General features: G+C 69.4%; 21 protein-coding genes. 9 read left to right on the top strand and 12 right to left on the bottom strand.

The features are described from left to right. Positions 1 to 42: 42 nt before the first annotated feature. On the bottom strand, positions 43 to 759 hold the full coding sequence (locus KME80_RS10555; protein WP_219503420.1) for a GntR family transcriptional regulator: 717 nt from the start codon (positions 757 to 759) through the stop codon (positions 43 to 45). A 527-nt stretch (positions 760 to 1,286) separates the two neighbouring features. Here KME80_RS10555 and dapA point away from each other — a divergent pair. Both dapA and KME80_RS10545 read left to right on the top strand, forming a co-directional pair. Further along, positions 1,287 to 2,204, top strand: coding sequence for a 4-hydroxy-tetrahydrodipicolinate synthase (dapA, locus tag KME80_RS10550; RefSeq protein WP_219503418.1), 918 nt, complete (start codon positions 1,287 to 1,289; stop codon positions 2,202 to 2,204). 66 nt (positions 2,205 to 2,270) lie between these two features. Next, the gene (locus KME80_RS10545) at positions 2,271 to 3,956 is read left to right on the top strand and encodes a ribonuclease J (protein ID WP_219503416.1); all 1,686 of its coding nucleotides are present in this window, start codon (positions 2,271 to 2,273) and stop codon (positions 3,954 to 3,956) included. Between the two features lie 198 nt (positions 3,957 to 4,154). Here KME80_RS10545 and KME80_RS10540 read toward each other — a convergent pair whose 3' ends face one another. The 4 genes from KME80_RS10540 to KME80_RS10525 all read right to left on the bottom strand — a co-directional run bounded on the left by KME80_RS10540 (position 4,155) and on the right by KME80_RS10525 (position 9,049). Then, on the bottom strand, positions 4,155 to 5,291 hold the full coding sequence (locus KME80_RS10540) for an NAD(P)/FAD-dependent oxidoreductase (RefSeq protein ID WP_219503414.1): 1,137 nt from the start codon (positions 5,289 to 5,291) through the stop codon (positions 4,155 to 4,157). A 479-nt stretch (positions 5,292 to 5,770) separates the two neighbouring features. Continuing rightward, the gene (locus KME80_RS10535) at positions 5,771 to 7,123 is read right to left on the bottom strand and encodes a YcaO-like family protein (RefSeq protein ID WP_219503412.1); all 1,353 of its coding nucleotides are present in this window, start codon (positions 7,121 to 7,123) and stop codon (positions 5,771 to 5,773) included. Beyond that, on the bottom strand, positions 7,116 to 8,147 hold the full coding sequence (locus KME80_RS52680; RefSeq protein ID WP_219503409.1) for a TOMM precursor leader peptide-binding protein: 1,032 nt from the start codon (positions 8,145 to 8,147) through the stop codon (positions 7,116 to 7,118). The genes KME80_RS10535 and KME80_RS52680 overlap by 8 nt, the downstream gene beginning before the upstream one ends. Beyond that, on the bottom strand, positions 8,144 to 9,049 hold the full coding sequence (locus KME80_RS10525; protein ID WP_219503405.1) for a SagB/ThcOx family dehydrogenase: 906 nt from the start codon (positions 9,047 to 9,049) through the stop codon (positions 8,144 to 8,146). Before KME80_RS10525 ends, KME80_RS52680 begins: the two co-directional genes overlap by 4 nt. 880 nt (positions 9,050 to 9,929) lie before the next feature. Here KME80_RS10525 and KME80_RS10520 point away from each other — a divergent pair. The 3 genes from KME80_RS10520 (at position 9,930) to KME80_RS10510 (ending at position 12,682) form a co-directional block, all read left to right on the top strand. Next, on the top strand, positions 9,930 to 11,351 hold the full coding sequence (locus tag KME80_RS10520) for a sensor histidine kinase (protein WP_219503402.1): 1,422 nt from the start codon (positions 9,930 to 9,932) through the stop codon (positions 11,349 to 11,351). Then, the gene (locus KME80_RS10515; RefSeq protein ID WP_219503400.1) at positions 11,348 to 11,989 is read left to right on the top strand and encodes a response regulator; all 642 of its coding nucleotides are present in this window, start codon (positions 11,348 to 11,350) and stop codon (positions 11,987 to 11,989) included. The genes KME80_RS10520 and KME80_RS10515 overlap by 4 nt, the downstream gene beginning before the upstream one ends. A gap of 177 nt (positions 11,990 to 12,166) precedes the next feature. Continuing rightward, a complete protein-coding gene (locus tag KME80_RS10510; RefSeq protein WP_219503397.1) occupies positions 12,167 to 12,682 on the top strand; it encodes a DUF402 domain-containing protein in 516 nt (171 codons plus the stop codon). Positions 12,683 to 12,792: 110 nt separating this feature from the next. Here KME80_RS10510 and KME80_RS10505 read toward each other — a convergent pair whose 3' ends face one another. Both KME80_RS10505 and KME80_RS10500 read right to left on the bottom strand, forming a co-directional pair. Further along, complete coding sequence (locus tag KME80_RS10505) at positions 12,793 to 13,941, bottom strand: hypothetical protein (protein ID WP_219503394.1); 1,149 nt, start codon at positions 13,939 to 13,941, stop codon at positions 12,793 to 12,795. 725 nt (positions 13,942 to 14,666) lie between these two features. Beyond that, entirely contained in the window at positions 14,667 to 15,938 is a 1,272-nt protein-coding gene (locus tag KME80_RS10500; protein WP_246644453.1) for a glucarate dehydratase family protein, read from the bottom strand. 86 nt (positions 15,939 to 16,024) lie between these two features. On the opposite strand from KME80_RS10500, the gene KME80_RS10495 reads away from it, so the two are divergent. Further along, positions 16,025 to 17,494, top strand: a complete 1,470-nt coding sequence (locus tag KME80_RS10495) for an aldehyde dehydrogenase (NADP(+)) (RefSeq protein WP_219503391.1) — start codon at positions 16,025 to 16,027, stop codon at positions 17,492 to 17,494. A 310-nt stretch (positions 17,495 to 17,804) separates the two neighbouring features. On the opposite strand, the gene KME80_RS10490 is transcribed toward KME80_RS10495, so the two are convergent. The 5 genes from KME80_RS10490 to KME80_RS10470 all read right to left on the bottom strand — a co-directional run bounded on the left by KME80_RS10490 (position 17,805) and on the right by KME80_RS10470 (position 22,613). Beyond that, entirely contained in the window at positions 17,805 to 18,710 is a 906-nt protein-coding gene (locus KME80_RS10490) for a 5-dehydro-4-deoxyglucarate dehydratase (protein WP_219503388.1), read from the bottom strand. Positions 18,711 to 18,723: 13 nt separating this feature from the next. Continuing rightward, positions 18,724 to 19,485 carry an IclR family transcriptional regulator gene (locus KME80_RS10485; RefSeq protein ID WP_219503377.1) on the bottom strand — a complete coding sequence of 254 codons (762 nt, stop codon included), beginning with the start codon at positions 19,483 to 19,485 and terminating at the stop codon, positions 18,724 to 18,726. Positions 19,486 to 19,552: 67 nt separating this feature from the next. Next, on the bottom strand, positions 19,553 to 20,413 hold the full coding sequence (locus tag KME80_RS10480) for a carbohydrate ABC transporter permease (protein WP_219503375.1): 861 nt from the start codon (positions 20,411 to 20,413) through the stop codon (positions 19,553 to 19,555). Beyond that, positions 20,410 to 21,297 carry a carbohydrate ABC transporter permease gene (locus KME80_RS10475; protein WP_219503372.1) on the bottom strand — a complete coding sequence of 296 codons (888 nt, stop codon included), beginning with the start codon at positions 21,295 to 21,297 and terminating at the stop codon, positions 20,410 to 20,412. The genes KME80_RS10480 and KME80_RS10475 overlap by 4 nt, the downstream gene beginning before the upstream one ends. After that, positions 21,294 to 22,613, bottom strand: coding sequence for a sugar ABC transporter substrate-binding protein (locus KME80_RS10470; protein ID WP_219503370.1), 1,320 nt, complete (start codon positions 22,611 to 22,613; stop codon positions 21,294 to 21,296). Before KME80_RS10470 ends, KME80_RS10475 begins: the two co-directional genes overlap by 4 nt. Positions 22,614 to 22,749: 136 nt before the next feature. Between KME80_RS10470 and KME80_RS10465 the strand changes: the two genes are divergently transcribed. From KME80_RS10465 to KME80_RS10455, 3 genes are all read left to right on the top strand, one after another. Further along, the gene (locus tag KME80_RS10465; protein ID WP_246644452.1) at positions 22,750 to 23,544 is read left to right on the top strand and encodes an NAD-dependent epimerase/dehydratase family protein; all 795 of its coding nucleotides are present in this window, start codon (positions 22,750 to 22,752) and stop codon (positions 23,542 to 23,544) included. A gap of 274 nt (positions 23,545 to 23,818) precedes the next feature. Then, positions 23,819 to 24,805, top strand: coding sequence for a carbohydrate ABC transporter permease (locus KME80_RS10460; RefSeq protein WP_219503367.1), 987 nt, complete (start codon positions 23,819 to 23,821; stop codon positions 24,803 to 24,805). Next, positions 24,789 to 25,658, top strand: a complete 870-nt coding sequence (locus tag KME80_RS10455; protein WP_219503363.1) for a carbohydrate ABC transporter permease — start codon at positions 24,789 to 24,791, stop codon at positions 25,656 to 25,658. Before KME80_RS10460 ends, KME80_RS10455 begins: the two co-directional genes overlap by 17 nt. The last annotated feature ends 17 nt before the right edge of the window (positions 25,659 to 25,675 follow it).

Raw genomic sequence — 25,675 nt, 5'->3', positions numbered from 1 at the left:
GAGTGGTGGGGGATAGGCGGAGATGTGGTGATCCAGGGTGCCTCAGACGGGCATGCTGTACACCATCTTGAACCGGTCGCCCGGGATGATGATGTCGCTGGTCTCCACCGGCCGGTCGCCCGCCCAGTGGGTCCGCTCGACATGCAGGACGTGGACACCGGCCGACAGGTCCAGAACCTCGCTCTCCCGGGGCTCGGGAACCCGGGTGTGGATGCTCTCGACGACTTCGGTGATCTTTATCCCGTGCGCGTCCAGCCTGGCGGCCAGACTGCGCCGCTCTTCCTCGGTGTGCGGCGCGAACTCCAGCGGCTCGTACGCGGTCGCCAGCTGGAGCGGCCGCCCGTCGCCCCGGAAGACGTAACGCGTCTTGGTCAAGGTGGCCGTCCGATCCACCCGGAGCCGCCGGGCGAGGTCGGGCCCCGCCTCGGCGGGTTCGCTGTACCAATCCCACGTCACGCGCCGCCCCTGGGACTGGAGATCCGCTGCGAAGGGCGTAGGGTGATCAAGGAACCGCCATCGGTGCAGCGATGAGAGATCAGGCCGTTCCTTGACGTAATGGCCCGAACCCACACGGCCGATGATGAGACCTTCACCCGCCAGCACACGCAGAGCGTGACGAGCCGCGGTCTCGCCGACCTGATACTTGCGGGTCAGCTGCGCCCGGGAAGGAATGGGCGCGCCAGGAGGAAGGGTACCGTCGTTGATCTGCCGTCGAATGTCTTCAACGACACGCAGGTAGACCGGATCTGAGGTCGTCACTAGTCCATCCCTGGGGGTTCGTGTGAGGCGTTGCCCCATGTTGCCGTATTCGGCAGGTAACCGACCGTCATCGAGGACCGCTGGAGCCCCAACTTTGCGATAGCGGAAAATTATCGGAGAAACCCTGTAACGCGGGCGTAAGGCCCACCGATTCTCCGGTAGAGGTCGTCGATGTGTGTACCCCCGAGCACATATCGGCGACCTCTTCCATTGCCCGCCCCTGGTGCAGGGCCTGCCCGCCGGGTGCGCGGGCGATCTCCGGCCGCGACCCTCCGTGATCGCCCCCCGGAGCGAAGCGACGACCGCCGGCTCCCGTGAACGGACCCTGATCCCCCCGGAAGTCGTCACACGCGCCAGGAGTGGGGCCGTGGAGGGCGGGCATGGATGGGGGGAGCGATCGACAACGGTGGAGCGTAGTCGGATGTGCCCTGAGATGCCGGAGAACGGTGTGACAAAAAGCGGCTCCAGGCAGGCAATTCGGGGTGGCGGCGTCCAACGGATTTCGGAATCCAGGTAGCGTTCGCACTATGGCATCGCCAACTGGAACCACGGACGCGCCCTTCGGCCGCATGCTGACCGCCATGGTCACGCCGTTCACCGCCGACGGCGAGGTCGACTACAAGACCGTGCGACGCCTCGCGACCTACCTGGTGGACGAGCAGCACAACGACGGGCTGGTCGTCAGCGGCACCACCGGCGAGTCGCCCACCACCACCGACGAGGAGAAGGCCCGCATCCTCGGCACGGTGCTCGAAGCGGTGGGCGACCGGGCGACCGTGGTGGCCGGAGCCGGCACCAACGACACGCGTCACAGCGTCGAACTGGCCAAGCGCGCAGCCCGCGAGGGCGCCCACGGCCTGCTCGTCGTGACCCCTTATTACAGCAAGCCCCCGCAGGAAGGGCTCTACCAGCATTTCACCGCCGTGGCAGACGCGACGGAACTGCCGGTTATGCTCTATGACATCCCCGGTCGCAGCGGCGTGCCGATCAAGACCGAGACCCTGATCCGGCTGGCCCAGCACGAGCGCATCGTGGCGGTGAAGGACGCCAAGGGAGACCTGTTCGCCGGCAACACGATGATGACGGTGACCGATCTCGCCTACTACTCCGGCGACGACCTGCTCAACATGGCCTGGCTCTCGCTCGGCGCGGCGGGGTTCGTGAGCGTGGTCGGGCACGTGGTCGGCAGCGACCTCGCCAACATGATCAGGCTCCACGCGAACGGTGACATCGACGGCGCGCGCGCGATCCACCGCCAGGTGGCGCCGGTCGTCGAGGGGATCATGATGAGCGCGGGTGGCGCGATCATGGCAAAGGCGGCGCTGAGCATGGTGGGAATACCGGTCGGTCCGGTACGCCTGCCGCTCGTGCCCGCGACTGAGAAGCAAATCGCCGAGCTACGTGCTTGCCTGGTGGCCGGCGGGGTGAAGTTGACAGACGTATAGGAACGGGGAGGATCCGGGAGTTTTGAGAACACGATTTGACCATGGGGTCGACCTTGGGAGCCGGGTATGAGCCATCCGCATCCTGATCTTGGCCCTCCTCCGGTGCTGCCGGAAGGCGGCCTGCGCATCGTCGCACTCGGCGGGCTCGGCGAGATCGGCCGCAACATGGCCGTCTTCGAGTACGACAGCCGCCTGCTGATCGTCGACTGCGGGGTGCTCTTCCCCGAGCCCGACCAGCCTGGCGTGGACCTGATCCTGCCGGACTTCGAGTACATCAGAGATCGGCTCGACCAGGTCGAGGCCGTGGTGCTGACGCATGCGCACGAAGACCACATCGGAGCGGTCCCGTACCTCCTGCGCGAGCGGCGCGACATCCCGCTCATCGGCTCCAAGCTGACGCTTGCCCTGATCGAGGCCAAGCTCAGCGAGCACCGAATCCAGCCGACCAAGGTCCAGGTCACGGAAGGCGAACGGCACTCCTTCGGGCCGTTCGACTGCGAGTTCCTGGCGGTCAACCACTCGATCCCCGACGCCCTGGCGGTCGCCATCAGGACGCCCGCCGGCATAGTGCTGCACACCGGCGACTTCCGCATGGACCAGCTGCCGAGCGACGGCCGCCTCACCGACCTGGGCGGATTCGCCCGGCTCGGCAGCGAGGGCGTCGACCTGCTGATGTCCGACTCGACCAACGCCGAGGTGCCGGGGTTCGTCACCAGCGAGCGTGAGATCGCGCCGGTCATCGACGAGGTCATCCGTACGTCGGAGCAGCGCGTCATCGTGGCCAGCTTCGCCTCTCACGTACACCGCATCCAGCAGGTCATGGACGCGGCGGCCAAGCACGGCCGCAAGGTCGCCCTCGTCGGCCGCTCGATGGTGCGCAACATGGGGGTGGCCCGCGATCTCGGCTACCTCAAGGTGCCCCCGGAGCTCATCGTCGACTCTCGCGACATCGAGGCGTGGCCGCCGCAGGACGTGGTGCTGATCTGCACCGGTTCGCAGGGCGAGCCCATGGCCGCGCTGTCGAGGATGGCCAACCGCGACCACCCGATCCGCATCGCGAAGGGCGACACGGTCCTGCTCGCGTCGTCGCTCGTGCCGGGCAACGAGACCGCGGTCAACAAGGTGATCAACGGCCTGTCCCGCTGGGGCGCCCGCGTGGTGCACAAGGGCAACGCCAAGGTGCACGTGTCCGGCCACGCTGCGGCCGGCGAGCTGCTCTACGTGCTCAACCTCACCCGGCCGTCCAACTTCATGCCGGTGCACGGCGAGTGGCGGCACCTGCGGGCGCACGCCAAGCTCGCCGCGCTCACCGGCGTGCCGGACGACCACATCGTCATCGCCGAAGACGGCGTCGTGGTCGACCTGGTCGACGGCCGAGCGAAGATCGTCGGCGCGGTCCACGCCGGGTACGTGTACGTCGACGGGTCGTCGGTGGGAGAGATCACCGACGTCTCGCTGAAGGACCGGCGCATACTGGGTGACGAGGGCTTCATCTCCGTGGTCGTGGTGGTGGACTCCACCACGGGCAAGCTCACGGCCGGGCCGGAGATACACGCCCGCGGTTCGGGAATAGACCCTGCGCAGTTCGAGCAGTTCATCCCGCAGATCGAGAAGGCCCTCGAGGAGAAGGCCGCCGACGGGGTGATCGACATGCAGGAGATCCGCCGCGTGGTCCGCCGTACGGTGGGGCGCTGGGTGAGCGACACCTACCGCCGACGCCCGATGATCATCCCTGTGGTGGTCGAGGTCTGACCCGAGGGTCGCCGCAGCCGGCAGATCCGGCTTGAACGAAAGGTGTGGCGGGCGCATCCCAACCCCTCAGCGGGGCCCCGGGAGAGCCCGCCCTCACCCGGGGCCGCGACGGCCGCAGCGCAGCACGTCCCGTGGGGCCACGGTGCTGAAGCATTGCCCAGATCGCATGGTCCTCGCGACTCCGCCTCGGCGCCGGCGTCAGGGGATGCCTCCGTAGCGGCGCAGGAAGCGGTCGACGTAGACGGGGTCGTGCTGGTGCTGGACGAGGTCCGGCGGGAGTTCGTCGGCGTCGAGCCGGGCCGTGCGCAGTGCCGACTCGTACGCCGGGGTGAACTGACACAGAAGGTCCCGACCGTAGCGGGACAGTGCCGCCTCCACCTCGCGGGGATCGTCGAGAGGGATGGACAGCCGGTCGGCGAGCATCTCGGCCTGGAGGAAGGCGTCGGTGATGCCGCGGGCGGTGATGGGATCCTTGTTGTGCGCGGCGTCACCCACGAGGGCCCAGCCCGGGCCGTGGGCGCGGCGGAAGAAGTTGGGCTGATCGGCGCAGCAGTACAGGCGGTCCTCCTGGCGGCCGTCGGCCAGTTGCCGCCGAAACTGCTCGCCGTTGCGCCGTAGCCGTCCTTGGTAGAGACGCTCCCGGTCCTGAGGCGCGACAGACCCGTCCGGGCGGAACTGCAGGGCGATGAGCGTCAGCCCGTCCTGAGTGGGGACGCAGGCGGTGCCGGCCCCGTGGAGGAAGTGCAGACGCAGGCCCTGCTCAGGAATGCCGCCCCAATAGGTGTAGTAGAAGCACGTGAGCGCAGGGTCCTGACGCACGTACGGGGCCCGGACCAGGCGAGCCACGGTGGAGTGGCGCCCGTCCGCGCCCACGGTCAGCCGAGCGCGCTCCACCACCTGTCCGCCGCGTCGGCTGCCGTGGCGGACGCCTGCTACGGCCCCGTCCTTCCACACCAGGTCCAGTACGGTCGCCCGCGGCCGGAACTCGGCACCGGCGGCGACAGCGGCCTGCACCAGGAGGTGATCCAGCGTCCTGCGGCGGGGAGCGCAACCGCCCGCGATCGAGCCGAATGCTGGTGCCGGGCCGGACAGGCAGGCGCCGGGCAAGTGGAAGGTGATGCGGGTGATCAACGGACAACCGGTGGCGAGGACCTGGTCCAGCACTCCCCACCGGTCCAACCGGGCCACGCCGGGCTGGTGGATGTAGAGGGTGGACAGGGTGTCGCTGGGGAAGGACATGCGATCCAGCAGCAGGACCCTGTGCCCGGCACGTGCCAGGAGCATCGCGGTGGCCGCTCCCGCGCAGCGCGCACCGACAATGATCACGTCATACATGCCGCGTCCTTTCCAAAACCGACCCGCCTGCCGAAGCAGAAGCCCAGTGCCACGCAGAAGCCCGGTGCCACGCAGAAGCCCGGTGCCGCGCAGAGACCCGAGGCCGCGCAGAGGGCCGAAGTTGTGCCCGGTAGGCAAGGGTCGCGCCAAGGGCCGAGGCCGCGCGGCAGGCGAGCGCCGCGCCGAGGGCCGTGGTCGTGCCCGGCGGGCCAGGACCACGCTGAGGGCGAGGCCGCGGGGCAGGGCCGAGGCAGCGCGCGGAGGACTGAAGTCGCGCGCACCAGGCCGGGTCGCACCAAGGGCCAGATCGCGCGCAGAGCCGAGGCAGCGGGCGCGGAGCCGAGGCAGCGCGCAGAGCCGAGGCAGTGCGCGAAGGTCGGGGCCGCGTACGGAGGGGCGTAGCCGCGCGCGGAGAGCAACGGTCGCGCGGGAGAGCAACGGTCGGGGCGACCTGGCCAGGACCTGGGGCGCACCGGTGATCAGGGGTAGGGATGGGGTTCAGGGTTGACGGCTCCTCCATAGGCGGCGAAGCGGGGATGCAGCAGCGGAGGCGCGCTGGGAAGGCACAGGCTCAGCGTGTCGGGCGACCAGACACGGCAGACGGTGAGCCCCAGATGACGGATGTCGGGCGTGGTGAGGTCAAGGTAGGCGAGCTGCTTGCCGGTCGCCGCGAAGGCGTCAACCAGCCGCCGCGCGCAGCTCCGGGGGTCGGCGGGGCCGTCGGGTGGCAGATCGGCCGCGGCGGTCACGGTATGGGCGGCGAAGCGCTTCTCGATCAGCGCGGCATTGGCCGGGGCGGTGTAGTAGGCGACGTTGTCGTCCAGGTCGAAGAATCGCGTCTTGTCGGCGTGGCCGGTCTCGTCGATGGCCGTCTTGACGGTCATCCAGGTCGCGTAGCGGAACACGGCCACGGCTTCGAGCAGCGCCTTATACATCGCGTACGCCAGACGCTGGTCGCTGCCCAGACCGGCGACGACGGGCGCGATGGCCGGATTACCGTGATGGTACAGGCAGGCGATGGTGAATCCGGGCAGGTCAGGACTCGGCAGCAGGTGAAACTCCGGTGCCGGGGTGCCACGGGTCCAGTGGTGCTCGATCAGCCGGTCGAGTACGCGAAGGCGGCGGTCGAGCCGTATCTTGACCGACGGCAGTGCCCCGTACCAGTGGCCGACGACGCAATCGAGCTGGACGAGCTCTTCCAGGGCGCCGAGGAGGGCCTTGCCCGGCTCGCTGTGGGCGGCGGTGCCGGTCGTCACGGCGGAGTTGATCCACCGTTCGCCGTCCCGGCGCCGTGGCCGGTAGCCGACGAGGGCGAGTTGCGCAGGCAGCCAGTACGGGGCGTCCGACGTGAGTGAGTCGGCCGGCAGCCAGCTCATCGGGGTGTCAGCGTCGAACCGCCGGAAGAGGAAGCCGTCGCGGTCGAGTTGTTCGCCGGAGAAGAAGGTCAGGCACTGTTCGGGCGGCAGCATGGCGCGCTCACGGCTGACCGTCCGGTAGCTGTCGAAGCGCAGCCGCTCGGGATGGTGGGCGAGGTAGGAGTGGTGGCAGTAGCGTTCGGCCGATTCTCCCAGTGACTTGATGAGGGGTTCGTCGAGGAGGATGCCGGCGCCGCCGAGGTGGTGCCGTTCGGCGGGGATCTGGGGACCGCCGTTCAGGACGTGCACGCCGGTCAGTTCGGTGCCGGAGATGGCGACGCGCGGCTCGCCGCGAGAGCGGACGCTGAACTTCAGCCGTGGGGTCAGGCCGCACACGGGGTTCAGCATCCGGCGCATCAGCTTCCGGGTGGTCGCCTCGAACGGCAGGGTCCGGCGGCTCAGCCGCGTCTCAGCCATGGAGCCATTCCTTGGCCTGGAAGTAGAGCTCGGGCTCGTCGCGGTGGGCGACGGGCGAGCAGGCTTGGCAGCCGGGCACCTGCAGGACCTCGCTGACGGTGGTCTCCCACGTCGGCAGGTATGTGCCGAACATCTTGCCGCCGGTGAACGAGGCGCCGGTCCGAGCCAGATTGATGGCTTCCAAGGCAAGGTGGGAGCACAGCAGCGCCGACAGCGCGGGCAGGATGGGCGCCTGACCGCCGGACACCTTGGCCTCGGTGAGCGCGTTCTTGTAGCGGTGGTAGGCCGCGCCGTCGGTGAGGTTCATGGTGACACGCGTCTCCAGGCAGGCGTAGCAGGGACCCGCGCCGGGATGGAAGGTCGGACCCACGAACAGGAAGGGCCCGTCGATCGCGCCGTGCAGCCATGTCATGCCGGCCTGCAGGGCGATCCTGTTGAACAGGCTCACCGCGGGCGGATCCATCCGGGAGCCGGCCCACACGACGATGTCCTCGCGCCAGGCGGCGAACGTCTCGGCCACCTCGTGCAGCCGCAGCCCGTGGGTGGTCCAGCCGGTGTCGGGATCGTCCAGCACGCCGAGGACGGGATCGGCGCTGGCGTCGGCCACGTCGAGGTGCGGATCGCTGGCCGCGATCAGTCGCGTCACCTGCGCGGCCGTCACGGGCTCGCCGATCACTCGTACGGGCCGGGCAGGGGATGGCGGCCCGGCCAGCACGCCCCCGTAGTGGTCGAGGTAGTGATCGAGCGCGGTCGTGGCGCGATCTTCCAAGGCGTCGAGCTCGCGCAGATGAGAGAGCAGCTCCGACATCTCCTGCGTGCCGACGCCGATGTCGGCGGCCAGCTCGGTCATGTCGCGGGACCCGTCCAGCCCGTTGACTGCGGAGAAGAGCCAGCCGCGCCGGGCCTCGTCGGTGATGGTGTGCGAGGTGGCGTTCCACACCCCGGACCTGAGCTCGACGGTGTCCGGATCATGACCGATGATCGCGTAGGAGCGTTTGACCCGGGGCGTCGGTCCGGCCGTCACGTTGCGCTCCCCGCAGCTCGCGGGCGGCCCAGGACGATCAGGTGCAGCAGGGCAGTACGCAGCCCGTCGATGCCGAGCACGGCGTGCGCCTCCTCGTCGTAGTAGGTGGACCAGTCGGTGCCGGCCAGACCGAGCGCGGTCGCGGTCAGGTGCACGTGCTGTGCCATGGCGCCCACCTCGTGCAGCACGAACCGCAGGCCGCGCGGCCCGTACTTGCGCATGGAACGCCACGGCCGGGCGACGAACAGCACCAGCAGTGCCGCGCGGTCGATGGCCAGCAGGTCCGGGTGCTCGCCGGGACCGCAGGCCAGCAGCGCGGTCACCTCCGCCGGGCCGCCGTACCGGTCCAGCGCGTCCAGGCGGGGCGCATACCGGTACAAACCGGAGTCGAGGCCCGTCACGCTCCGCGGGGCCAGGTGCAGTTCGACCGGATACAGGCCGCCACCGCTGGCCACGGCACGGTGAGGCCGCCCGGCCTCGTGCTCGTGGTGCGCTCCGGCCGCCCGCAGCACCGCCGCCGCTTCCGGCAGGGTCACGGGCGCGCCGCTGAAGGATCGGATGCTGCGCCGTGCCGCGAACACGTCCTCCAGCGCTGCCCGGGCGGGCGCCGACGCGGGCAGCTCGACGCGGCGCGCGGCGGGAATGGTTTCCTCGTCGGTGTGGCTCAGCACCTGCATGATCTCGGGGCGAAGATAGTCGGCCACCGAACGTTGCAGCTCACGGTCGTGACGCCTGATCCGGGTCTCGTACAGGAACTGCTCGGCCGCGGACACCTGTCGGGCGAGTCCGAGCTGGGCGTGGCGCGCCTGGTGGGTGTGGAACGCCGTGCTGTCCGGCCAGGCGCTGACCGCACGGTAGAAGTTGGCGCTGAGCGCAGGGCCCAGCCCTGGCGACGGCTCCACTGACGCCTCCCTTCGTGAGGTGGTCCGGCCGGTGCCGCCCCTGGCCGGGGCGGCACCGTCTCTCGTGCTAGTCCTCACTGGTGAGGGCGATGGTGGTGGTGCTGAGCGGGGCGACCAGCAGCCTGTCGTCGTCCGCCTTGATCGGGCGGGCGCTCAGGTCTTCCTTCGCCGTGATGGTGGAGAACATCCTTGCCTCCTCTCGGTGATAGTGGTGGACGCGGCCGGGAAGCAGGTGCGCTTCACCGGCCCTGATCCAGCCGCTCGAGGGGGTCGGCGGCCGGACACGTGCGTCCGGATCAGGCATGGCCGATCCGGACGGGCTTGCCATCGGCACGACTCGGGCCGCCCTGCCCGCCCTGTCTCGCCCAGCTCGGCCCGGGCAACGGCAGAAGCCGGCGCGGACGACGGCGGCATGACGTGAGGTGTTGCGCAGCGGAGTGCCGGCATGGCGAGCGCCTCGGCCACTTCATAAACGGCCACTTCATGAGCGAGGCGGGATCTGTCGGCCCCCGGTGTGGTGAACGTGTGGCTCTGGCGCGGTGGCAGCCTCCTTGTAGTGGCTGTTCAGTCCGACACCAGATTTATCGCCCACCAATAAACTACCTACCGTTACTTTAAGTCACTCAATGTAGTCTTTGCTGGTAGGAAGCTATGGCGCGGCCCTTCTTTCCTGAGCCCGGCCGGCCGGGCGGGCAGGACCCTGAAGGAGAGGCCGCCGACGGCCAGGGTGGCGTCGTGACGTTTCGTCGGACGCTTGAGTTCGATCACGCCGTAAAGGGTGCGGCATGCGAGGCCTTCGCCACATCGGACCACAGTCCGAACCTCAACATCAGACCCCGGGTTGACGTGCGAACTCCGGCCCACCGGCTACCTTCATCGCGTGAACGAGTCGCACCCTCTTTTCGCCAGGCGCCTGGCCCGCCGGCAGCTGATCATGCTGGATCTGGCTGCCGGGCTTGGCCTCTCGTTCGTGTTCTTCACGCTGACGGCCTCCGCCGCGGTACTGCCGCCGTGGGCCCGGATCGCCCTCCCGCTCGGGCTGGGCCTTCCGCTGGCCGTGCGGAGGCTGTGGCCTGTGCCGGTCTTCCTTGTCACGCTGTCGATCGCCATGGTGGCCGTCGTGGTCGACGTCGTGAGCATCGCGTACGTCGCTCCCGCGTATGCGATCTACCTGGTCGCCGTGTCGGAGAATCGCGGCGCCTGGTTCCCGACCTCGGCCATCGGGATGCTCGCGGCGATCACCGGGGCGGCCCTGGTGCTGGTCGGGGGCGTGCCTCAGCCAGGGGTGCCGGGGTGGCTGTTGCGCAGTGACACGTTGCTGTTCGGCGTCGCCGCGCTGGGCGGAGCCTGGACGGTGGGGCGTGCCGTGCGCGAGCGGAGGATCTACATTGCGCACGACGCGGACCGGATCGCGGCTCAGGCGGTGGCGGACGAGCGCCTGCGCATCGCCCGCGAGCTGCACGACGTCGTCACACACAATGTGGGGCTGATCGCCGTGAAGGCCGGTGTGGCCAACCACGTCTTCGCCTCCGATCCGGACGAAGCGCATGACGCCCTGCGTGTGATCGAGAGAGCCAGCAGAAGCGCGCTGCGGGAGATGCGACATTTGCTGGCAGTCCTGCGCTCGGCCGACCCGCCCGCACGCGGGCCCACGCCGGGCCTCAGCGGCCTGGGCGAGTTGGCGGACCAGGCACGGCTCTCGGGGGTGGACGTGGATCTCGACGTACGTGTCAGGTCTCGTGAGGCCGGTCGCCCTGACCGCGTGAGTGCGAGAGATCGTCAGCGGCCTGCTGGGCAGGCGGGCCGGCCTGAGGCTGTGGGTGATCTTCGAGACGTGGAGGTTGCCAGTGGGATTCGTGGCCGGCGGGGCGATGACGATGCCGTGGAAGGCGACGATTCTGTAGTCGGCGCGGGGGAGAGGCGTGCTGGTGATGGGGTGCCGAGCGGGTCGGGACATGGCGGTGGCGGAGGAGCCGATCCAGCCGAAGGGCGAAGGCTCCCGGAGGGCGTTGAGCTGTCCGTGTACCGGATCGTTCAGGAAGCGCTCACCAATGTGGTGAAGCATGCGGCACCTGCTCGCTGCTGGGTGTCGGTGATCGACGATGGGAGGGCGGTACGCATCGAAGTCAGGGATGACGGCCCCGGGCCGCGGGTGGGGCAGGGGAGCGCTGTGGTGCCGGGGCATGGGCTGATCGGGATGCGGGAGCGGGTCACGATGTACGGGGGCGCGTTCGAGGCGGGCGGGCTTCCGCGGCGCGGGTTCCGGGTGGCGGCCCACCTGCCGTACGGGGCCGCGTCATGATCCGGGTCGTGATCGTCGACGATCAGGCGCTGCTCCGAGGCAGCTTCAGGGTGCTGGTCAACTCCGAGCCCGATCTTGAGGTCGTGGGTGAGGCGGCCACGGGAGTCGAGGCCATTGCGGTCGTCCAGGAGACGCAGCCCGACGTCGTCCTGATGGATGTGCGGATGCCGGAGATGGACGGCATCGAGGCGACCAGGCGTATCAAGGATGTGTCGCGGATCCTCATCGTGACGATGTTTGATATCGACGCTTACGTCTACGACGCGCTGAGGGCCGGGGCGAGCGGGTTCATGCTCAAGGACACGCCGCCGACGGACCTGCTCGCCGCCATCCGGGTCGTGGCCGGTGGCGAGGCGTTGCTTGCGCCGACGGTAACGCGACGGCTGATCGAGGAGTTCGCGCGCACGCCTGCTTTACCGGCGGTTCGCGGGCTGGACGGGGTGACGGAGCGGGAGCGCGAGGTGCTGGCGCTGATCGCGCGTGGCCTGTCCAATGCTGAGATCGCCGACCATCTCCAGGTGACTCTGGCGACGGTCAAGACCCACATCACGCGCTTGCTGGCCAAGTTGGACGCGCGTGATCGGGCGCAACTCGTCATTGCGGCGTACGAGAGCGGGTTGGTGACCGCGGCACGGTGAGATGGCACCGATGGGATCGGTCACGGGGGTGGGGCTGGCTGTCGTACGTGATCGAGTGGGGACCCCCCTTCCGGCGTCCTCCGCTTGGCCGGTTGTTCGCCGGCTGTGGGAGTGAAGGCGGAGCGTTATAGGGCTGGGTGAGTGTCGGCTGTAGTGGCTGAGTGGTTGTAGGTGGGCATGCGGCGGGGCGATAAGTTCCAGTTTGTGGATGATGTGAGGATCGTTTTCCGGAAATACGGCGGCGCGTTGCATTGGAACCATGCGGCGAAGGTTCTGGGTGAGGACGAGTACGGGCTCTGGGTGACGGTGCCGGCGGGGACGGTCGCTCGTAAAGGGGAGGGGCCGCCCGTGGTCTGGGAGAACCACTGCTTGATGCTGTTCCCGCGTGATGCGTGGTGGGCTGCGACTTTTCACTCGCCGCCGCACAGGACTGAGGTCTATGTGGACGTCACCACCGTTCCCGAGTGGCGGGACGGGGAGGTGTCCATGATCGACCTGGATCTCGATGTGATCAGGATGCGGGATGGGCGGTTGATCCTGGATGACGAGGACGAGTTCGCCGAGCATCAGGTCGTACTGGGATATCCGGAAAATGTGATCCTTCGTGCGGAAGAGACCGCCAAGTGGCTGATGGATGAGGTCGGGCGGCGGCAAGGCGTCTTCGGGGGCGCGCATCTGCGCTGGCTGGGCTAGGGATGGGCTGATCTGGTGAGGGCTGGAGTGGGAGCCGCCGCCGAGGGTGGGCTGGTGGCCTGAGCCACAGCATGAGGGTCTGACGCGAAGCCGCTGGAGGCCCGGGTGGGTTACTGGTTGGTTTGGCGGAGGGCGGCCGTCATGGCTGCCAGGCGTTCGGGGCCGGCCAGGCCTGCGTGGTAGAGGTGAATTTCGGAGGCGCCTGCCTTGGCGTAGGCGGTGAGGAGCTCCGCCAGGGCGGTGGCGTCGGTGGGGCGAGGGGGGAGGGCCAGGACGTAGGCGCCGACTCGTTGGCCGGGGGTGCACAGGTCGCGGAGGTGGGACAGGCGGGCGGCGTCCTTCGCCGGGTCGCCCCAGCAGTTGCCCACCAGGACGTCGGCTTCGGGCTCGCCGGTGGGGAGGGCGGCGAAGGGGCCGGTGGCCCAGGGGTCCGGGTTCGCGTGCAGGGTGATGGGGATGTTCGGGGCGACCTCGCGGGCGGTGGCGATCAGGCGGGTGCGGAGCGAGGCGGACAACGAGACACGGGCGGCGCGTACTTCGTCGGCGAGCGGGCCGAGTGCGGCGTCGATGGGGGAGACGGGAGGTTCCGGGGAGGGGGAAGCTGGGCGTTCTGGGGTGATGGGCGTGTCTATGGCGGTGCGGATTCTGGCTCGGCTGCCTTCGGGATAGCGGGGGGCGCAGGCGGTGCAGAAGCAGAGGGACAGCAGGTCGGCGTCGTAGTCCGCGCCTGAGGTCTTCTCGTGTACTCCCTGGTGGGAGAAGCCCATGGGGCCGCAGCCTTCGAGGATGAGGCCGTCCGGTTCGCCGGCCGTCAGCACCTCCTGGACGAGGCGGGAGCAGTAGTCCACGACGTCCTCGAAGGCGGGGCACAGGGCGTACGGGTACGGGTCGCCGAAGGCGTTGCGCACCACCAGGTCGGGGTGGGCGCCGCCTAGGTGGGCGTTGTGGGTCAGGACGGTCCACGCGTGGACGCGGAGGCCGGCGCGGCGCAGGGCGTCCTGGGCGACCAGGTACGCGTCAGGGGCGGTCCAGGAGGGGGCGGCGGGGGTCAGGCGGCCCCAGGCAGCCGGCCGTATGGGCAGATAGAAGGCCGAGTGGGGGACGTCGAGGATTCGGTGTGCCGGGTGGAAGGGAGTTGCGGCGCGGGTGGAGTGGTAGGAGGCGGCCAGGGCTACCGCCTCGACGCCGAGGGCAGCGATGCGGTCGGGGGCGGCGGGGTCGCCTGCGATGTCCCAGGGGTAGGCGTAGGCGATCCTCATGGGTCTGGTCTCCTCAGGGTGTGGCGGGTGTTCGTTGGTGTGGTGGCCTTATGGATTGGGGTGGGTGTCTACGGCTTGGGCGGGCGCTTGTCTTCCCGGCCGCGGTGGGGGCTGTAGGCACCGGGACCGACGACTTGGGGCGCGGGGCGTCGGTCAGTGCAGCGTGCCGTTCCGGCGAGAACCGCGCTGGCGCGTCGGGACGTGGGGCGTCGGCGACCGCTGGGCATGGGCCAACCATGCGGACCTCCGTAACCGCACGCAAGCGCGGGGGCCGTGGTGCCGGTGGTGGCCATATGCGGCGGTTCGGTGAGCGTGCGCGGTGGGGTGGCCGCGGGCGTGGTGGTCACTGTTCGCGTGGTGGTGACCGTGCGCGTGGTGACGGCGCGCTTGGGCGAGGTGGTGACCCGTGCGGGTGGTGACGGCGCGCGTGGGCGTAGTGGTGACCCGTGCGGGTGGTGACGGGCGCGCGTGGGCGTGGTGGTGACCGTATGTGGCGTGGTGACGGGACATAGGACCGTGACCGTATTTGGGGCGGTGACCGAGCGTAGGGCCGTGACCCGTACGGGGGCGGTGATCGGAGGCGGGGCGGTGATCGTGCCTAGGGCGGGGACGGTACGTACGGCGGTGGCCGTGGCGGGGGCGTGGCAGGACGCGGGGTGGTGGCCGTTCGAGGGGACACCGGCCGTGCGTGGGGTGGTGGGTGTGGGCAATGGGGGCTGCCGGGGTTACCAGCGGGGGCGTTGGGCGGTGTAGTCCGGGTTGAAGCGTTGCATGTACGTGGTGTCGTCCCGGGCGGTGATGCCGCACTTCACGTACTGCTCGTGCATCTGCGCGAGGGCGTCGCGGTCGAGTTCGACGCCGAGGCCGGGGGCGGTGGGCACCGGGACGGCGCCGTCGACGAAGCGCAGGGCGCCGGGGGCGACCACGTCCTGCCCGTCCTGCCAGGGGGTGTGGGTGTCGCAGGCGTGGGTGAGGTTGGGGGTGGCGGCGGCGAGGTGGGTCATGGCGGCGAGGCTGATGCCCAGGTGGGAGTTGGAGTGCATGGAGAGCTCCAGCCCGAACGTCTCGCACAGCGCGGCGATGTGGGAGGAGCGGACGAGGCCGCCCCAGTAGTGGTGGTCGAGCAGGAGGACGCCGATGGCGCTGGAGGCGATGGCGGGGGGGAGGTGTTCGGGGGTGACGACGCACATGTTGGTGGCGAGCGGCATGGAGACCTGGGCTGCTACCTCCGACATTCCGGAAATGTCCGGGGTGGGGTCTTCCAGGTACTGGAGGATGCCGTCCAGTTCGCGGCCGACCCAGGTGGAGGTCTCCACCGTCCAGGCGGCGTTCGGGTCGAGGCGCAGCGGTACCCCGGGGAACGCCTCGTGCAGTGCCCGGATCGCCGCGACCTCGTCGGCCGGGGGGAAGACGCCGCCCTTGAGCTTGATCGAGCGGAACCCGTACTCCTTGATGAGCAGCGCCGCCTGCTCGACCACGCCCGCCGGGTCGAGGGCCTCGCCGAAGCGGTCCGGTTCGGCGCCGGGGTGGCCGGCCCACTTGTAGAAGAGGTAGGCGCTGTACGGGACGGCGTCGCGGACCCGGCCGCCGAGCAGGTCGACCACGGGCACGCCCGCCGCCTTGCCGCGGATGTCCAGGCAGGCGACCTCGAAGGCGGCGAACACCCGGTCGACGCTCTTCTCCTTGGTCGCGACGCCGGTCAGGCCGTGCAGGTCGGTCACCGCGTCGCCGACGGTGGCGGCGATCCGCCGGTACATCTCGTTGGTGGCGTGCACGTCCAGGCCGACGAGGGTCCGGGCGCACTCGCGTACTTTCGACAGATGTCCCAGGTCACCGTACGTCTCGCCGAGGCCGCTGAGTCCCTCGTCGGTGACGATCTCGACCACGGTGCGCAGGGCCCACGGCTCGTGCGCCCCTGCGGCGTTCAGCAGGGGCGGGTCCCGGAACGCGACGGGAGTGACGTGGACCTGCGTGATGATCATATGTTCGCCGTCCATGTATGTGAACGATGGTCAGGATTGTGGACAGTTCTGGCAACTGTAAGAATGAGCCGGAGAAGGTGTCAAGACTGAAGGACCATTCGATGATCTATGGATACGACCCCAGGACCGGCGAGACCGTGGGTGACGCGGTTCCTGAGACGGATCGTGCCGGGGTCGACTTGATCGTCTCCGCCGCGGCCGCCGCCGGTTCGGCATGGCGTGCGACACCGGCCGCCGAGCGCGCCGAGGCGCTTGAAGCCGTCGCTGACGCGCTCACCGCCCACGTCGAGGAGCTCTGGCAGCTCGCCGACCGGGAGACCGCGCTCGGTGAGGTCCGGCTGCGCGGCGAGGTCGCGCGCACGGCGGGGCAGTTCCGCCTGTTCGCCCAGGTGATCAGGGACGGTGGCTACCTCGAGGCGATCGTCGACCACGCCGACGCCTCGGCCACGCCGCCCAGGCCCGACGTGCGGCGGATGAAGCAGCCGCTGGCCGGGGTGGTGGCGGTGTTCGCGGCGAGCAACTTCCCGTTCGCCTTCTCGGTGGCCGGTGGCGACACCGCGTCGGCGCTGGCCGCGGGCTGTCCCGTCGTGGTCAAGGCGCACCCCGGGCACCCGGGCACCTCCGCGCGGGTGGCCAGGATCGTCCGGGACGCGCTGCCGTACCCGGATCTGCTCGGGCTGGTGCAGGGCATGCAGGCGGGTGTGAACCTGGTTCAGCACCCGGGGGTGGTGGCGGCCGGGTTCACCGGGTCCATCGCCGGGGGCAAGGCGATCCAGGGGCTCATCGACCAGCGCGAGACGCCGATCCCGTTCTACGGCGAGCTGGGCAGTGTCAACCCCGTCGTGGTGCTGCCGTCGGCGGCTAAGGGGGAGGTGGCGAATGGGTTCGCGGCGTCGCTGACGCTCGGCGTGGGGCAGTTCTGCACGAACCCGGGGTTGATGTTCGTGCCGGAGGACGAGGAATTGCGCACGGCCCTGGTCTCGGCCGTGGAGGGCACGAGCGGCGGTGCGATGCTGGGTGAGCGCATCAGGGACGGCTACCTGGGCGGGGTCGAGCGGCTGGGTGAGCTGACGCTGCTGGCCGAGGGCAAGCCGGGGGAGAGCGGCTGGGCGGTGACGCCCAAGGTGTTCACCACCGACGTGAAGTCGTTCGCCGACAAGCTGCCAGGGGTCGCGGAGGAGTGCTTCGGGCCCGCCTCGGTCGTGGTGACCTACCGCGAGGTGTCGGAGCTGCGGCCGGTGCTGGAGCGGCTCGACGGGTCGCTGACCGCCACCATCCACGGCACCGACCCCGACGAGGCGACGCAGGTCGCCGAGGTGCTCTCGCGCAAGGCCGGGCGGCTGATCTGGAACGGCTGGCCCACCGGGGTGGCCGTGACCTGGGCGATGCACCACGGGGGTCCGTGGCCGGCGTCCACGTCGGCGACCACCTCGGTCGGGGCCACGGCCATCGAGCGGTGGCTGGCGCCCGTGGCGTACCAGGACTGGCCTGTCGAGCTGCTGCCCGACGAGCTGAAGGACGGCAACCCGCTGGGCATCCCCCGCCGCGAGGACGGCACCCTCCGGGCCTAGCGACGTGGCGGGCGTAGGGGCCGTAGGGGCTGATAGAGGGGACCGGCCCAACGCGACAAAGTGGCTAAACGGCCGTGCGGACCAGACGGCCCGCACGGCTGACGGGCCGGACGGGTCGGACGGGGCGACCGGGCCGAACGGGCGGAACGGGCCGAACGGGCCGAACGGCCGAACGGGTGGAACGGTCGGGCGGGCCCCAGCGGCCGAGCGGGCCGCAGGTCCCGAGCGGCCCCCAGGGCCCCGAGCGGACGGAACAACCCCCGCATGCACGAGACGGCCCCCGGAAAACCGAGGCCCGTTCGCTGCCTGGTCAGGAGCTGGCGATTTCCAGGCCGGCTGCGATGATCTTCTCCAGCTCGGCCACGTGCTCCGGTGCCGGGTCCGCCAGTGGGGCGCGGACGCCGCCCACCTCGAGCCCGCGCAGCCGCACTCCCGCCTTCACCAGCGAGACCGCGTACCCGGGCACCAGGTCGCGCAGTTCGACGAGCGGCAGGTAGAAGCCGGTCAGCAGCCGCCGCACCAGCGCGTCGTCGCCGCCGGTGACTGCCCGGTGGAAGGCGAGCGCGACTTCGGGAGCGAACGCGAACGCCGCGCTGGAGTAGAGGTCCACGCCCAGCCCCCGGTAGGCGGGCACGGTGAACTCGGCCGTGGGCAGCCCGTTGAAGAACGTGAAGCCGGCGGCGCCCGCCTCGCGTACGCGCAGGATGATGCGCTGGAGCAGGTCGAGGTCGCCGAGCCCGTCCTTGAAGCCGATCACCGACGGGTCCTGGGCGAGTTCGGCGACGGCCTCGGGGGTGAAGCGGGCGGTGCCGCGCTGGTAGACGATCACGGGCAGCCCGCCGGCCTCCGCCACGTCGCGCACGTAGGCGACGAGCCCGCTGGGGGGCCCGCTGACCAGGTACGGCGGCATGAGGAGCAGCCCGTCGGCCCCGGCGGCGGCGGCCGCCCTGGCGACGGCCCGGGCGGCGGGCAGCGCGCCTCCGGCTCCGCCGAACACCGGGACGCGGCCGGTCGTGGCGGTGACGGCGGTGGTCACCACCTGGGTGTACTCGTCCGGGTCGAGGGCGTTGAACTCGCCGGTGCCGCATGCGGCGAACACGCCTCCGGCCCCGGCTTCGACTCCTTGGGCGACGTGCCGCCTCAGGAGTTCCTCGGACACGCCGCCGTCGGGCGTGAACGGGGTCACCGGGAAGAAGAGAACACCATCTAGCCGCATCTATGCCTCCATGTCAGCGGATGCCCTCTCGGCGGAGAGTGGCAGCCAGCTTTCGGGTGTGTCTGATCACCGCTTGGGTGACCCGCTCGATCTCGGCGGGCGGCAGGCCCACCGGCATCGAGCAGCTGATCGCGTCCGTGGCCGGGATCCGGTAGTCGACCGCGACCGCCACGCAGGCGACGCCGGGCGTGCCCTGCTCGCGTTCGTAGGCCCAGCCCCGGGTGCGGACCTGGTCGAGCTCATCGGTGAGCTTCTCCAGGTCGACGATCGTGTGCTCGGTGACGGCGGTCAGCGGCGTCGGGAGCAGGGCGGCGACCTCGTCGTCGGTGAGCTGGGCGAGCAGCACCTGGCCGAGTGCCGTGACGTGGGCGGGCAGGCGCCTGCCGACCCTGGGGATCACGTGGTGCGCCTCGCGGGAGTCGCGGGTGGCCAGGTAGAGGACGTGCGCGTCGTCCCGCCGGGCGAAGTGGGCGGTCTGCCCGACTTCCTCCCGCAGGTCTTCGAGCGTCTCCTGCGCGAACGGCAGTGCCGGGTCCTTGTCCAGGTACGCGGTGCCGGTGAGCAGCGCGTGGGGCCCGATGCCGAACGCGGATCTGGCGGTGTCGGTCTCGACCCAGTTGAGCTCGACGAGCGTGCGCATCAGCGCGTGCAGGCTGCTGCGCGGGAACCCGGTCGCCTGCTGGAGCTCCGACAGCGTCAGTGTGGTGGGGGACGCGGCCAGGGCCTCCAGGATGCGAACCGTCCGCTCGGCGGACTTGACCAGCTGCGGCTCCATGATCATCCCATCTCGACGGCGGCTTCGACCAGTCAGCATACGGGATGGCGTTCAGATACATGGACACCTACCCCTTGATGGCGCCGCTTGTCAGGCCACGCATGAACTGACGCTGGAAGGCGAGGAACGCGATGATCGACGGGAGCAGGGCCAGCAGTGAGGCCGCGAGCACCACGCCGATGCCCACCTCCTCGTCCGAGCGGAGCGAGCGCAGCGCGATGGGCAGCGTCCACATGCCCGACTCCGGAGCCACGATGAGCGGCAGCAGGTACTGGTCCCAGATCATGGTGAAGCCGAAGACGCCGATGACCCCGAGCGCCGGCCGGCACAGCGGCAGGATGATCGTGAAGAACGTGCGCAGCTCGCCGGCCCCGTCGATGCGCGCGGCCTCCTCCAGCTCGACCGGCACCTCCTTCATGAACTCGGTCATGACCAGGATGGAGAACCCCCAGGCGCCCACCGGCAGGATCATGCCCGCGTACGTGCCGATGAGGTCGAGGTGCAGCACCGGCAGGTCGGCGAGCACGAGCGACAGCGGGATCGCGATGATCTCCTCGGGCAGCATCATCGTGGTCAGCATGATCAGCATGACGATCGACATGCCGCGGAACTTCTTGCGCGCCAGCGCGTACGCGGCGAACACGCTCACGATCACCTGGAGCAGCAGCCCGAACCCGACGACCACGAAGGAGTTGAACAGATAGAGGTAGACGTTGCGCTCGCCCGCCTGGACGAAGTTCTCGAACGTGAAGGAGTCCGGCCACAGCGTGAACGCGGTCGGGTCGAGCGTCTCGTTGAACGCGCTGATCAGCAACGCGACCAGCGGCCCGGTGAAGATCAGCACCATGCCGGAGTAGAGCAGGACCTTCACGGCCACGGCCACCGGCCCGCGCCTGGCCTCCAGCCCCAGCGCGCTGTCGAACCTCATGATGCCGCCTGCCTTCTGCGCATGAGCTGGACGAGCACGGTCAGCAGCAGCGTGGCCGCGAACAGCACGATCCCGCCCGCCGACGCGATGCCCAGCTCGCCCGTCTGGAAGCCGAGCTTGTAGATCAGTGTCATGAGCACCTCGGACGACCCGTTCGGCCCGCCGTTCGTGAGCACGTACACCTCGACGAACACCCGCAGGCCGCGGATGGCGGCGAGCGTGAACAGGATCCAGAACACCGGCCGCAGCGCCGGCAGCGTGATGTGCCGCAGCCGCCGCCAGGTGGACGCCCCGTCGACCGCGGCGGCCTCGTACAGCGTCCGGTCCACCCCGACCAGCCCGGCCAGGAAGATCATCATGTCGTACGGGGTCCCGCGCCAGATGCTCATGCCCATGATCGACAGCAGGGAGGAGTCCTCGCTGGCCAGGAACGGCTGCGGGTCCAGCGCCACCCAGCCGAGGATGCTGTTGAGCATGCCGGTGTCGCCCGGGTGGTACATGATCCGCCACACCTCGGCCACGGCCGCCATCGTGGTCACGACCGGCAGGAACGCCGCGGTCCTGACGAACCACAGGTAACGCGCGGGCCCCTCGATGAGCAGCGCGAACCCCAGGCCCAGCACCAGCGACCCGGCCGTGGTGCCCAGCGCCAGCACCAGGCTGTGCCAGATGGCCGAGGCGAAGGCGTCGTCGGTGAGGATCGTGCGGTAGTTGTCCAGCCCGACCCACTGGCTGTCGATGTAGCGGATCTCCTGGAAGCTCATCGTCAGCCCGGTGAACATCGGGATGAACTTGAAGTACAGGAACAGCAGCAGGGCGGGCGCCAGGAAGGCCCAGGCGATCAGCGCGCCCCGCCGCCGCGCCCGGGTGGGCGTGGGCGTCATGATGCCTTCTGGCCCTGCAGTTCCCGCGTGAGCTCGGTGGTGAGGGTGCCCATCTCGGCCTGGACGTCCATGCCGCAGTCGGCCCACGCGGAGTTGATGGAGTCGGCCGAGGTCTGGCGGATCGGCGCCCAGTTCGGCACGGGCGGGGCGTAGACGGCGTCGGGGTAGGCGTCCTGGAACACCTTCCAGCGCGGGTCCTTCCGCTCGGCGGCCAGGTCGACCTCGGAGTTGACCGGCAGGCGGACGATGGCGCCGTTGTTGTCCTTGTTCATGCCGATCCGCTGGCCCTCTGCGGAGATCGCGAACTCGGCGAACTTCTTCTGGCCCTCGGGGTTCCCGGACCCGGCCATCAGGTAGACGTTCTCGCCCTCGCCGAGCGTGCCGGGGCCGCCGGAGGGGCCCTTGGGCACCGGGAAGACCTCGATCCTGTCGCTGCCGATGCTCTCCACGAACCGGGCGAGCACGTACGGACCGGTCAGGTAGAGGCCGCCCTGGCCCTTCTCGAACACCTCGTGGGTGACGGTGGTGTCGTTGCTGACCGCGCCCGGGTTGACGGTCTTGGCGGTGCAGAACTGGTCCTGGAGGAACCGCACGGCCTCGACGGTCCTGGGGTCGCTCGTCATGGCGGCGAACGTGCCGCTGCCCGTGGTCCTGAGGAAGTCGCCGCCGTTGGCGTAGATGAACGAGGAGGCGTACCAGGAGGCGTAGCCGCGCTTGGTGCCGGCCGGGATCACGAAGCCGGAGGTGTCGTTCTCGCCGTTGCCGTCGGGGTCCTTCTCGGTGAACGCCTTGGCCAGCGCGGCCAGGTCCGCCCAGGTGCGGGGGACGTCCATGCCGAGCTTCTCGCGCCAGTCCTTTCGCGCGATGATCGCGAACGCCTGCGCGGAGAACGGCGCCGCCCACGTCTTGCCGTCGGCGGCCGTGGCCGCCTTCCAGGCCAGGTCGGACAGCTTGTCCCCGCCCGCGAGCGAGGCCCGGTCGACCTCGGTGAGCCAGCCCTGGGTGTGCATGTTGCCGATCTGGGCGGTGTCGTTGATGACGATGTCGGGCAGTTTGCGCTGGGCCGCCTGCTGCTGCAGCTTGGTCTCGAAGTCGTCGAAGAGCGCGACCACGTTGGTCGGCACGCCCGCGGCCTTGGTGAAGGCCTCGGCCAGGCGCTGGGCCGTCTTGGCGGAGTCGGAGTCGGGCGTCTGCCTGATCCAGATCTCCAGAGCCTCGTCCGAACCGGAACCCGAACCCGATGATCCGGAGCCGCAGCCCGTCAGCGTTACGGTCAGGGCCGTCGCGATCGCGACCCCGAGCAGATGACGTGACATCAGACCGCCTCCTGTTCACATATGTGGACATCTATCGCGGACGTGAATTTGGTACCTGCGAACGTAACGAGTGACGCACATCACGGTCAATATTCAAGAATGTGAATTCGAGCCAGGCTTGTGTACAACAGAAGTCATGCGCATTCTCATGACCGGCGCCGCCGGCAAGGTCGGCACGCTGCTCCGTCCCCGTCTCGCCCGCGAGGGCCGGACCCTGCGCCTGTCCGACCTGCTCCCGCTGGAGCCGGGGCCCGGCGAGGAGGTGGCCGTCGCCGATCTGGCCGACGAGTCCGCCATGGCCAAGGCGATGGCGGGCGTCGACGCGGTGCTCCACCTGGGCGGGCAGAGCCGCGAGCACCCGTGGGCGGACATCGTCCGGGCCAACATCGACGGCACCCAGGTGCTGATGGAGGCCGCGCGTCGGGAGGGCGTACGGCAGCTGGTGCTGATGGGCAGCCATCACGCGGCCGGGTTCCAGACCAGGCCGCCGTCCGGCGAGGACCTGCCCGACTACGCCTTCCCCCGCCCCGACACCTTCTACGGGGTCAGCAAGGTCGTCATGGAAGGGCTCGGCAGCCTCTACCACGACAGGTTCGGCATGAACGTGACCGTGATCAGGCTCGGCACCTGCAACGAGGGCCCGGCCGACACGCGCGGCCTGGCCACCTGGATCTCGCCGGACGACCTGGCGCGCCTGGTCGAGGCCGCGCTCGTCGCGCCCGGCTTCCACGTCGTCTGGGGCGTCTCGGACAACGCGCGCCGCTGGTGGTCGCTGCGCGAGGCCGAGGCCATCGGGTACGTCTCCCGCGACGACTCGGAGGTGTTCGCCGGTCCCCTGGTCGCCGAGCTGGGCGAGCCGGACCTGAGCGACCCGGTGCACGACCGCGCCGGCGGGGTGTTCACGATGAAGGAGCTCGGCGGATCCTGGTGAGCGTTACCGCTCGGTAGCCGCCCCGGCCGGACAGGACGGGGCGGCTTTCTGTTGCCCTCCCATGATGCAACCGGTTGTAGTGGATCTGAGCCAACGGCAAAATGTTGTGATTCCGTCATCTGAGATCCTGCCCACTTGACCTGCGACGACGGCGTTGACGATATATCGGTAACGGCTTTGTAACACCTGCAAAGGGTTGACGAAACTTTTCGCCTGCCTATAGGAAGGCGCTATCCGATCCCGCCGTGCCGGGCAGGGCCTGGAAGAGGGATGTATGTCCGAATCAATCTCTGTGACGCCGGAGCGAGCACTCGCCCCGAAGCGTGCGCCCGATCAGCCGCCAGGACGCCGCAGGAGGACCCCCCACGTCAACGTTCACAGGCGGCGTGAGGCCCGCGCGGCCTACGTCTTCCTCGCGCCGTGGTTCATCGGCCTCTTCGTCATCACCGTCGGCCCGATCCTGGCCTCGCTCTACCTGTCGTTCACCAACTACAGCCTCCTGGAGGAGGCCAAGTGGGTCGGGACCGACAACTACACCAAGATGTTCTTCGAGGACGACCGCTTCATCACCTCGCTGAAGGTCACCACCGTCTACGTGGTCGTCTCGGTGCCGCTGCAGCTCGCCTTCGCCCTCGGGCTCGCTCTGGCGCTCGACCGCGGACTGCGCGGCCTGTCGTTCTACCGCTCGGTCTACTACCTGCCGTCACTGCTCGGCGGCAGCGTCGCCATCGCCATCCTGTGGCGCAAGATCTTCGGCACCGACGGCCTGGTCAACGGCCTGCTCGCGGTCTTCGGCATCCAGGGGCCCGGCTGGGTCTCCGACCCCGACACGGCGCTCGGCACGCTGATCCTCCTGCACGTGTGGACGTTCGGCGCGCCGATGGTGATCTTCCTGGCCGGACTGCGCCAAATCCCGCAGAGCTACTACGAGGCGGCCGCCGTCGACGGCGCCACCAAGCTGCGCCAGTTCCGCTCGATCACGCTGCCGCTGCTCACCCCGATCATCTTCTTCAACCTCGTCCTCGAGGTGATCAAGTCGTTCCAGTCCTTCACGCAGTCGTTCATCGTGAGCGGCGGCAGCGGAGGCCCGGTCGACTCCACGCTCTTCTACACGCTCTACCTCTACCTGAAGGGCTTCAAGAGTTACGAGATGGGCTACGCGGCCGCCATGGCGTGGGTCCTTCTGCTCATCATCGCCGGCCTGACCGGCGTGAACTTCCTCGCGTCGAAGTATTGGGTCTTCTATGGCGACTCGAAGTAAGCAGGTCCCGCTCCTGTTCCGGCCGATGCCGCGGGGGAGCCGCCTGCTCAAGCACCTGCTGCTGATCGCCTTCGGGCTGGTCATGCTCTACCCGCTGCTCTGGATGATCTCCAGCTCGCTCAAGCCGGAGGAGCTCATCTTCCGGGAGCCCGGACTGTGGCCCAGCGCGGTGACGCTGGACAACTACGGCGACGGCTGGACCGCGCTCAAGCACTCCTTCGGCTACTACCTGTGGAACTCCGCCGTGATCACCGGCCTGTCGGTGCTGGCGAACCTGGTGGCCTGCTCACTGGCCGCCTACGCGTTCGCCCGGCTGAACTTCCCGCTGAAGAAGCTGTGGTTCACGGTCATGCTGGGCTCGATCATGCTGCCGCACCACGTGACCGTCGTGCCGCAGTACATCGTGTTCGCCGAACTCGACTGGATCAACACGATCTGGCCGCTGGTCGTGCCCAAGTTCCTGGCCACCGACGCGTTCTTCATCTTCCTGATGGTGCAGTTCATCAGGACCCTGCCCAGGGAGCTGGACGAGGCCGCCGCCATCGACGGAGCCGGCTACTGGCGGGTGTTCCTCCAGGTCATCCTGCCGCTGTGCATGCCCGCCCTGGCCACCACCGGCATCTTCACCTTCATCTGGACGTGGAACGACTTCTTCAGCCAGAACCTCTATCTGACCAACTCCGACAACCTCACGGTGGCCGTGGCGCTGCGCCAGTTCCTCGACTCCAGCGGCGAGTCCTCGTGGGGGCCGATGTTCGCGATGTCGATTGTGTCGCTGGGACCGATCTTCGGGTTCTTCCTGGCGGGGCAGAAGTACCTGATCCGGGGCGTGGCGACGACCGGTTTGAAGTAGTTCCTCTTCACCCCCTG

The organism is Nonomuraea ceibae, assembly GCF_019396325.1.
In the GTDB taxonomy this organism is placed as follows: domain Bacteria; phylum Actinomycetota; class Actinomycetes; order Streptosporangiales; family Streptosporangiaceae; genus Nonomuraea; species Nonomuraea ceibae.
Note: the sequence above shows the minus strand (reverse complement) of the source record. Positions and strands in the feature narration are given on the sequence as shown.

Excerpts from the sequence above, each read along its gene's own strand:
- KME80_RS10490 (WP_219503388.1), bottom strand. The coding sequence starts at position 18,710 with ATGCGGCTAGATGGTGTTCTCTTCTTCCCGGTGACCCCGTTCACGCCC.
- KME80_RS10500 (WP_246644453.1), bottom strand. The coding sequence starts at position 15,938 with ATGGACGGCGAACATATGATCATCACGCAGGTCCACGTCACTCCCGTC.
- KME80_RS10455 (WP_219503363.1), top strand. The coding sequence starts at position 24,789 with ATGGCGACTCGAAGTAAGCAGGTCCCGCTCCTGTTCCGGCCGATGCCG.
- KME80_RS10505 (WP_219503394.1), bottom strand. The coding sequence starts at position 13,941 with ATGAGGATCGCCTACGCCTACCCCTGGGACATCGCAGGCGACCCCGCC.
- KME80_RS10540 (WP_219503414.1), bottom strand. The coding sequence starts at position 5,291 with ATGTATGACGTGATCATTGTCGGTGCGCGCTGCGCGGGAGCGGCCACC.
- KME80_RS10535 (WP_219503412.1), bottom strand. The coding sequence starts at position 7,123 with ATGGCTGAGACGCGGCTGAGCCGCCGGACCCTGCCGTTCGAGGCGACC.
- KME80_RS10510 (WP_219503397.1), top strand. The coding sequence starts at position 12,167 with ATGCGGCGGGGCGATAAGTTCCAGTTTGTGGATGATGTGAGGATCGTT.
- KME80_RS10495 (WP_219503391.1), top strand. The coding sequence starts at position 16,025 with ATGATCTATGGATACGACCCCAGGACCGGCGAGACCGTGGGTGACGCG.
- KME80_RS10470 (WP_219503370.1), bottom strand. The coding sequence starts at position 22,613 with ATGTCACGTCATCTGCTCGGGGTCGCGATCGCGACGGCCCTGACCGTA.
- KME80_RS10545 (WP_219503416.1), top strand. The coding sequence starts at position 2,271 with ATGAGCCATCCGCATCCTGATCTTGGCCCTCCTCCGGTGCTGCCGGAA.
- KME80_RS10465 (WP_246644452.1), top strand. The coding sequence starts at position 22,750 with ATGCGCATTCTCATGACCGGCGCCGCCGGCAAGGTCGGCACGCTGCTC.
- KME80_RS10480 (WP_219503375.1), bottom strand. The coding sequence starts at position 20,413 with ATGAGGTTCGACAGCGCGCTGGGGCTGGAGGCCAGGCGCGGGCCGGTG.
- KME80_RS10460 (WP_219503367.1), top strand. The coding sequence starts at position 23,819 with ATGTCCGAATCAATCTCTGTGACGCCGGAGCGAGCACTCGCCCCGAAG.
- KME80_RS10515 (WP_219503400.1), top strand. The coding sequence starts at position 11,348 with ATGATCCGGGTCGTGATCGTCGACGATCAGGCGCTGCTCCGAGGCAGC.
- KME80_RS10475 (WP_219503372.1), bottom strand. The coding sequence starts at position 21,297 with ATGACGCCCACGCCCACCCGGGCGCGGCGGCGGGGCGCGCTGATCGCC.
- KME80_RS10485 (WP_219503377.1), bottom strand. The coding sequence starts at position 19,485 with ATGGAGCCGCAGCTGGTCAAGTCCGCCGAGCGGACGGTTCGCATCCTG.
- dapA (WP_219503418.1), top strand. The coding sequence starts at position 1,287 with ATGGCATCGCCAACTGGAACCACGGACGCGCCCTTCGGCCGCATGCTG.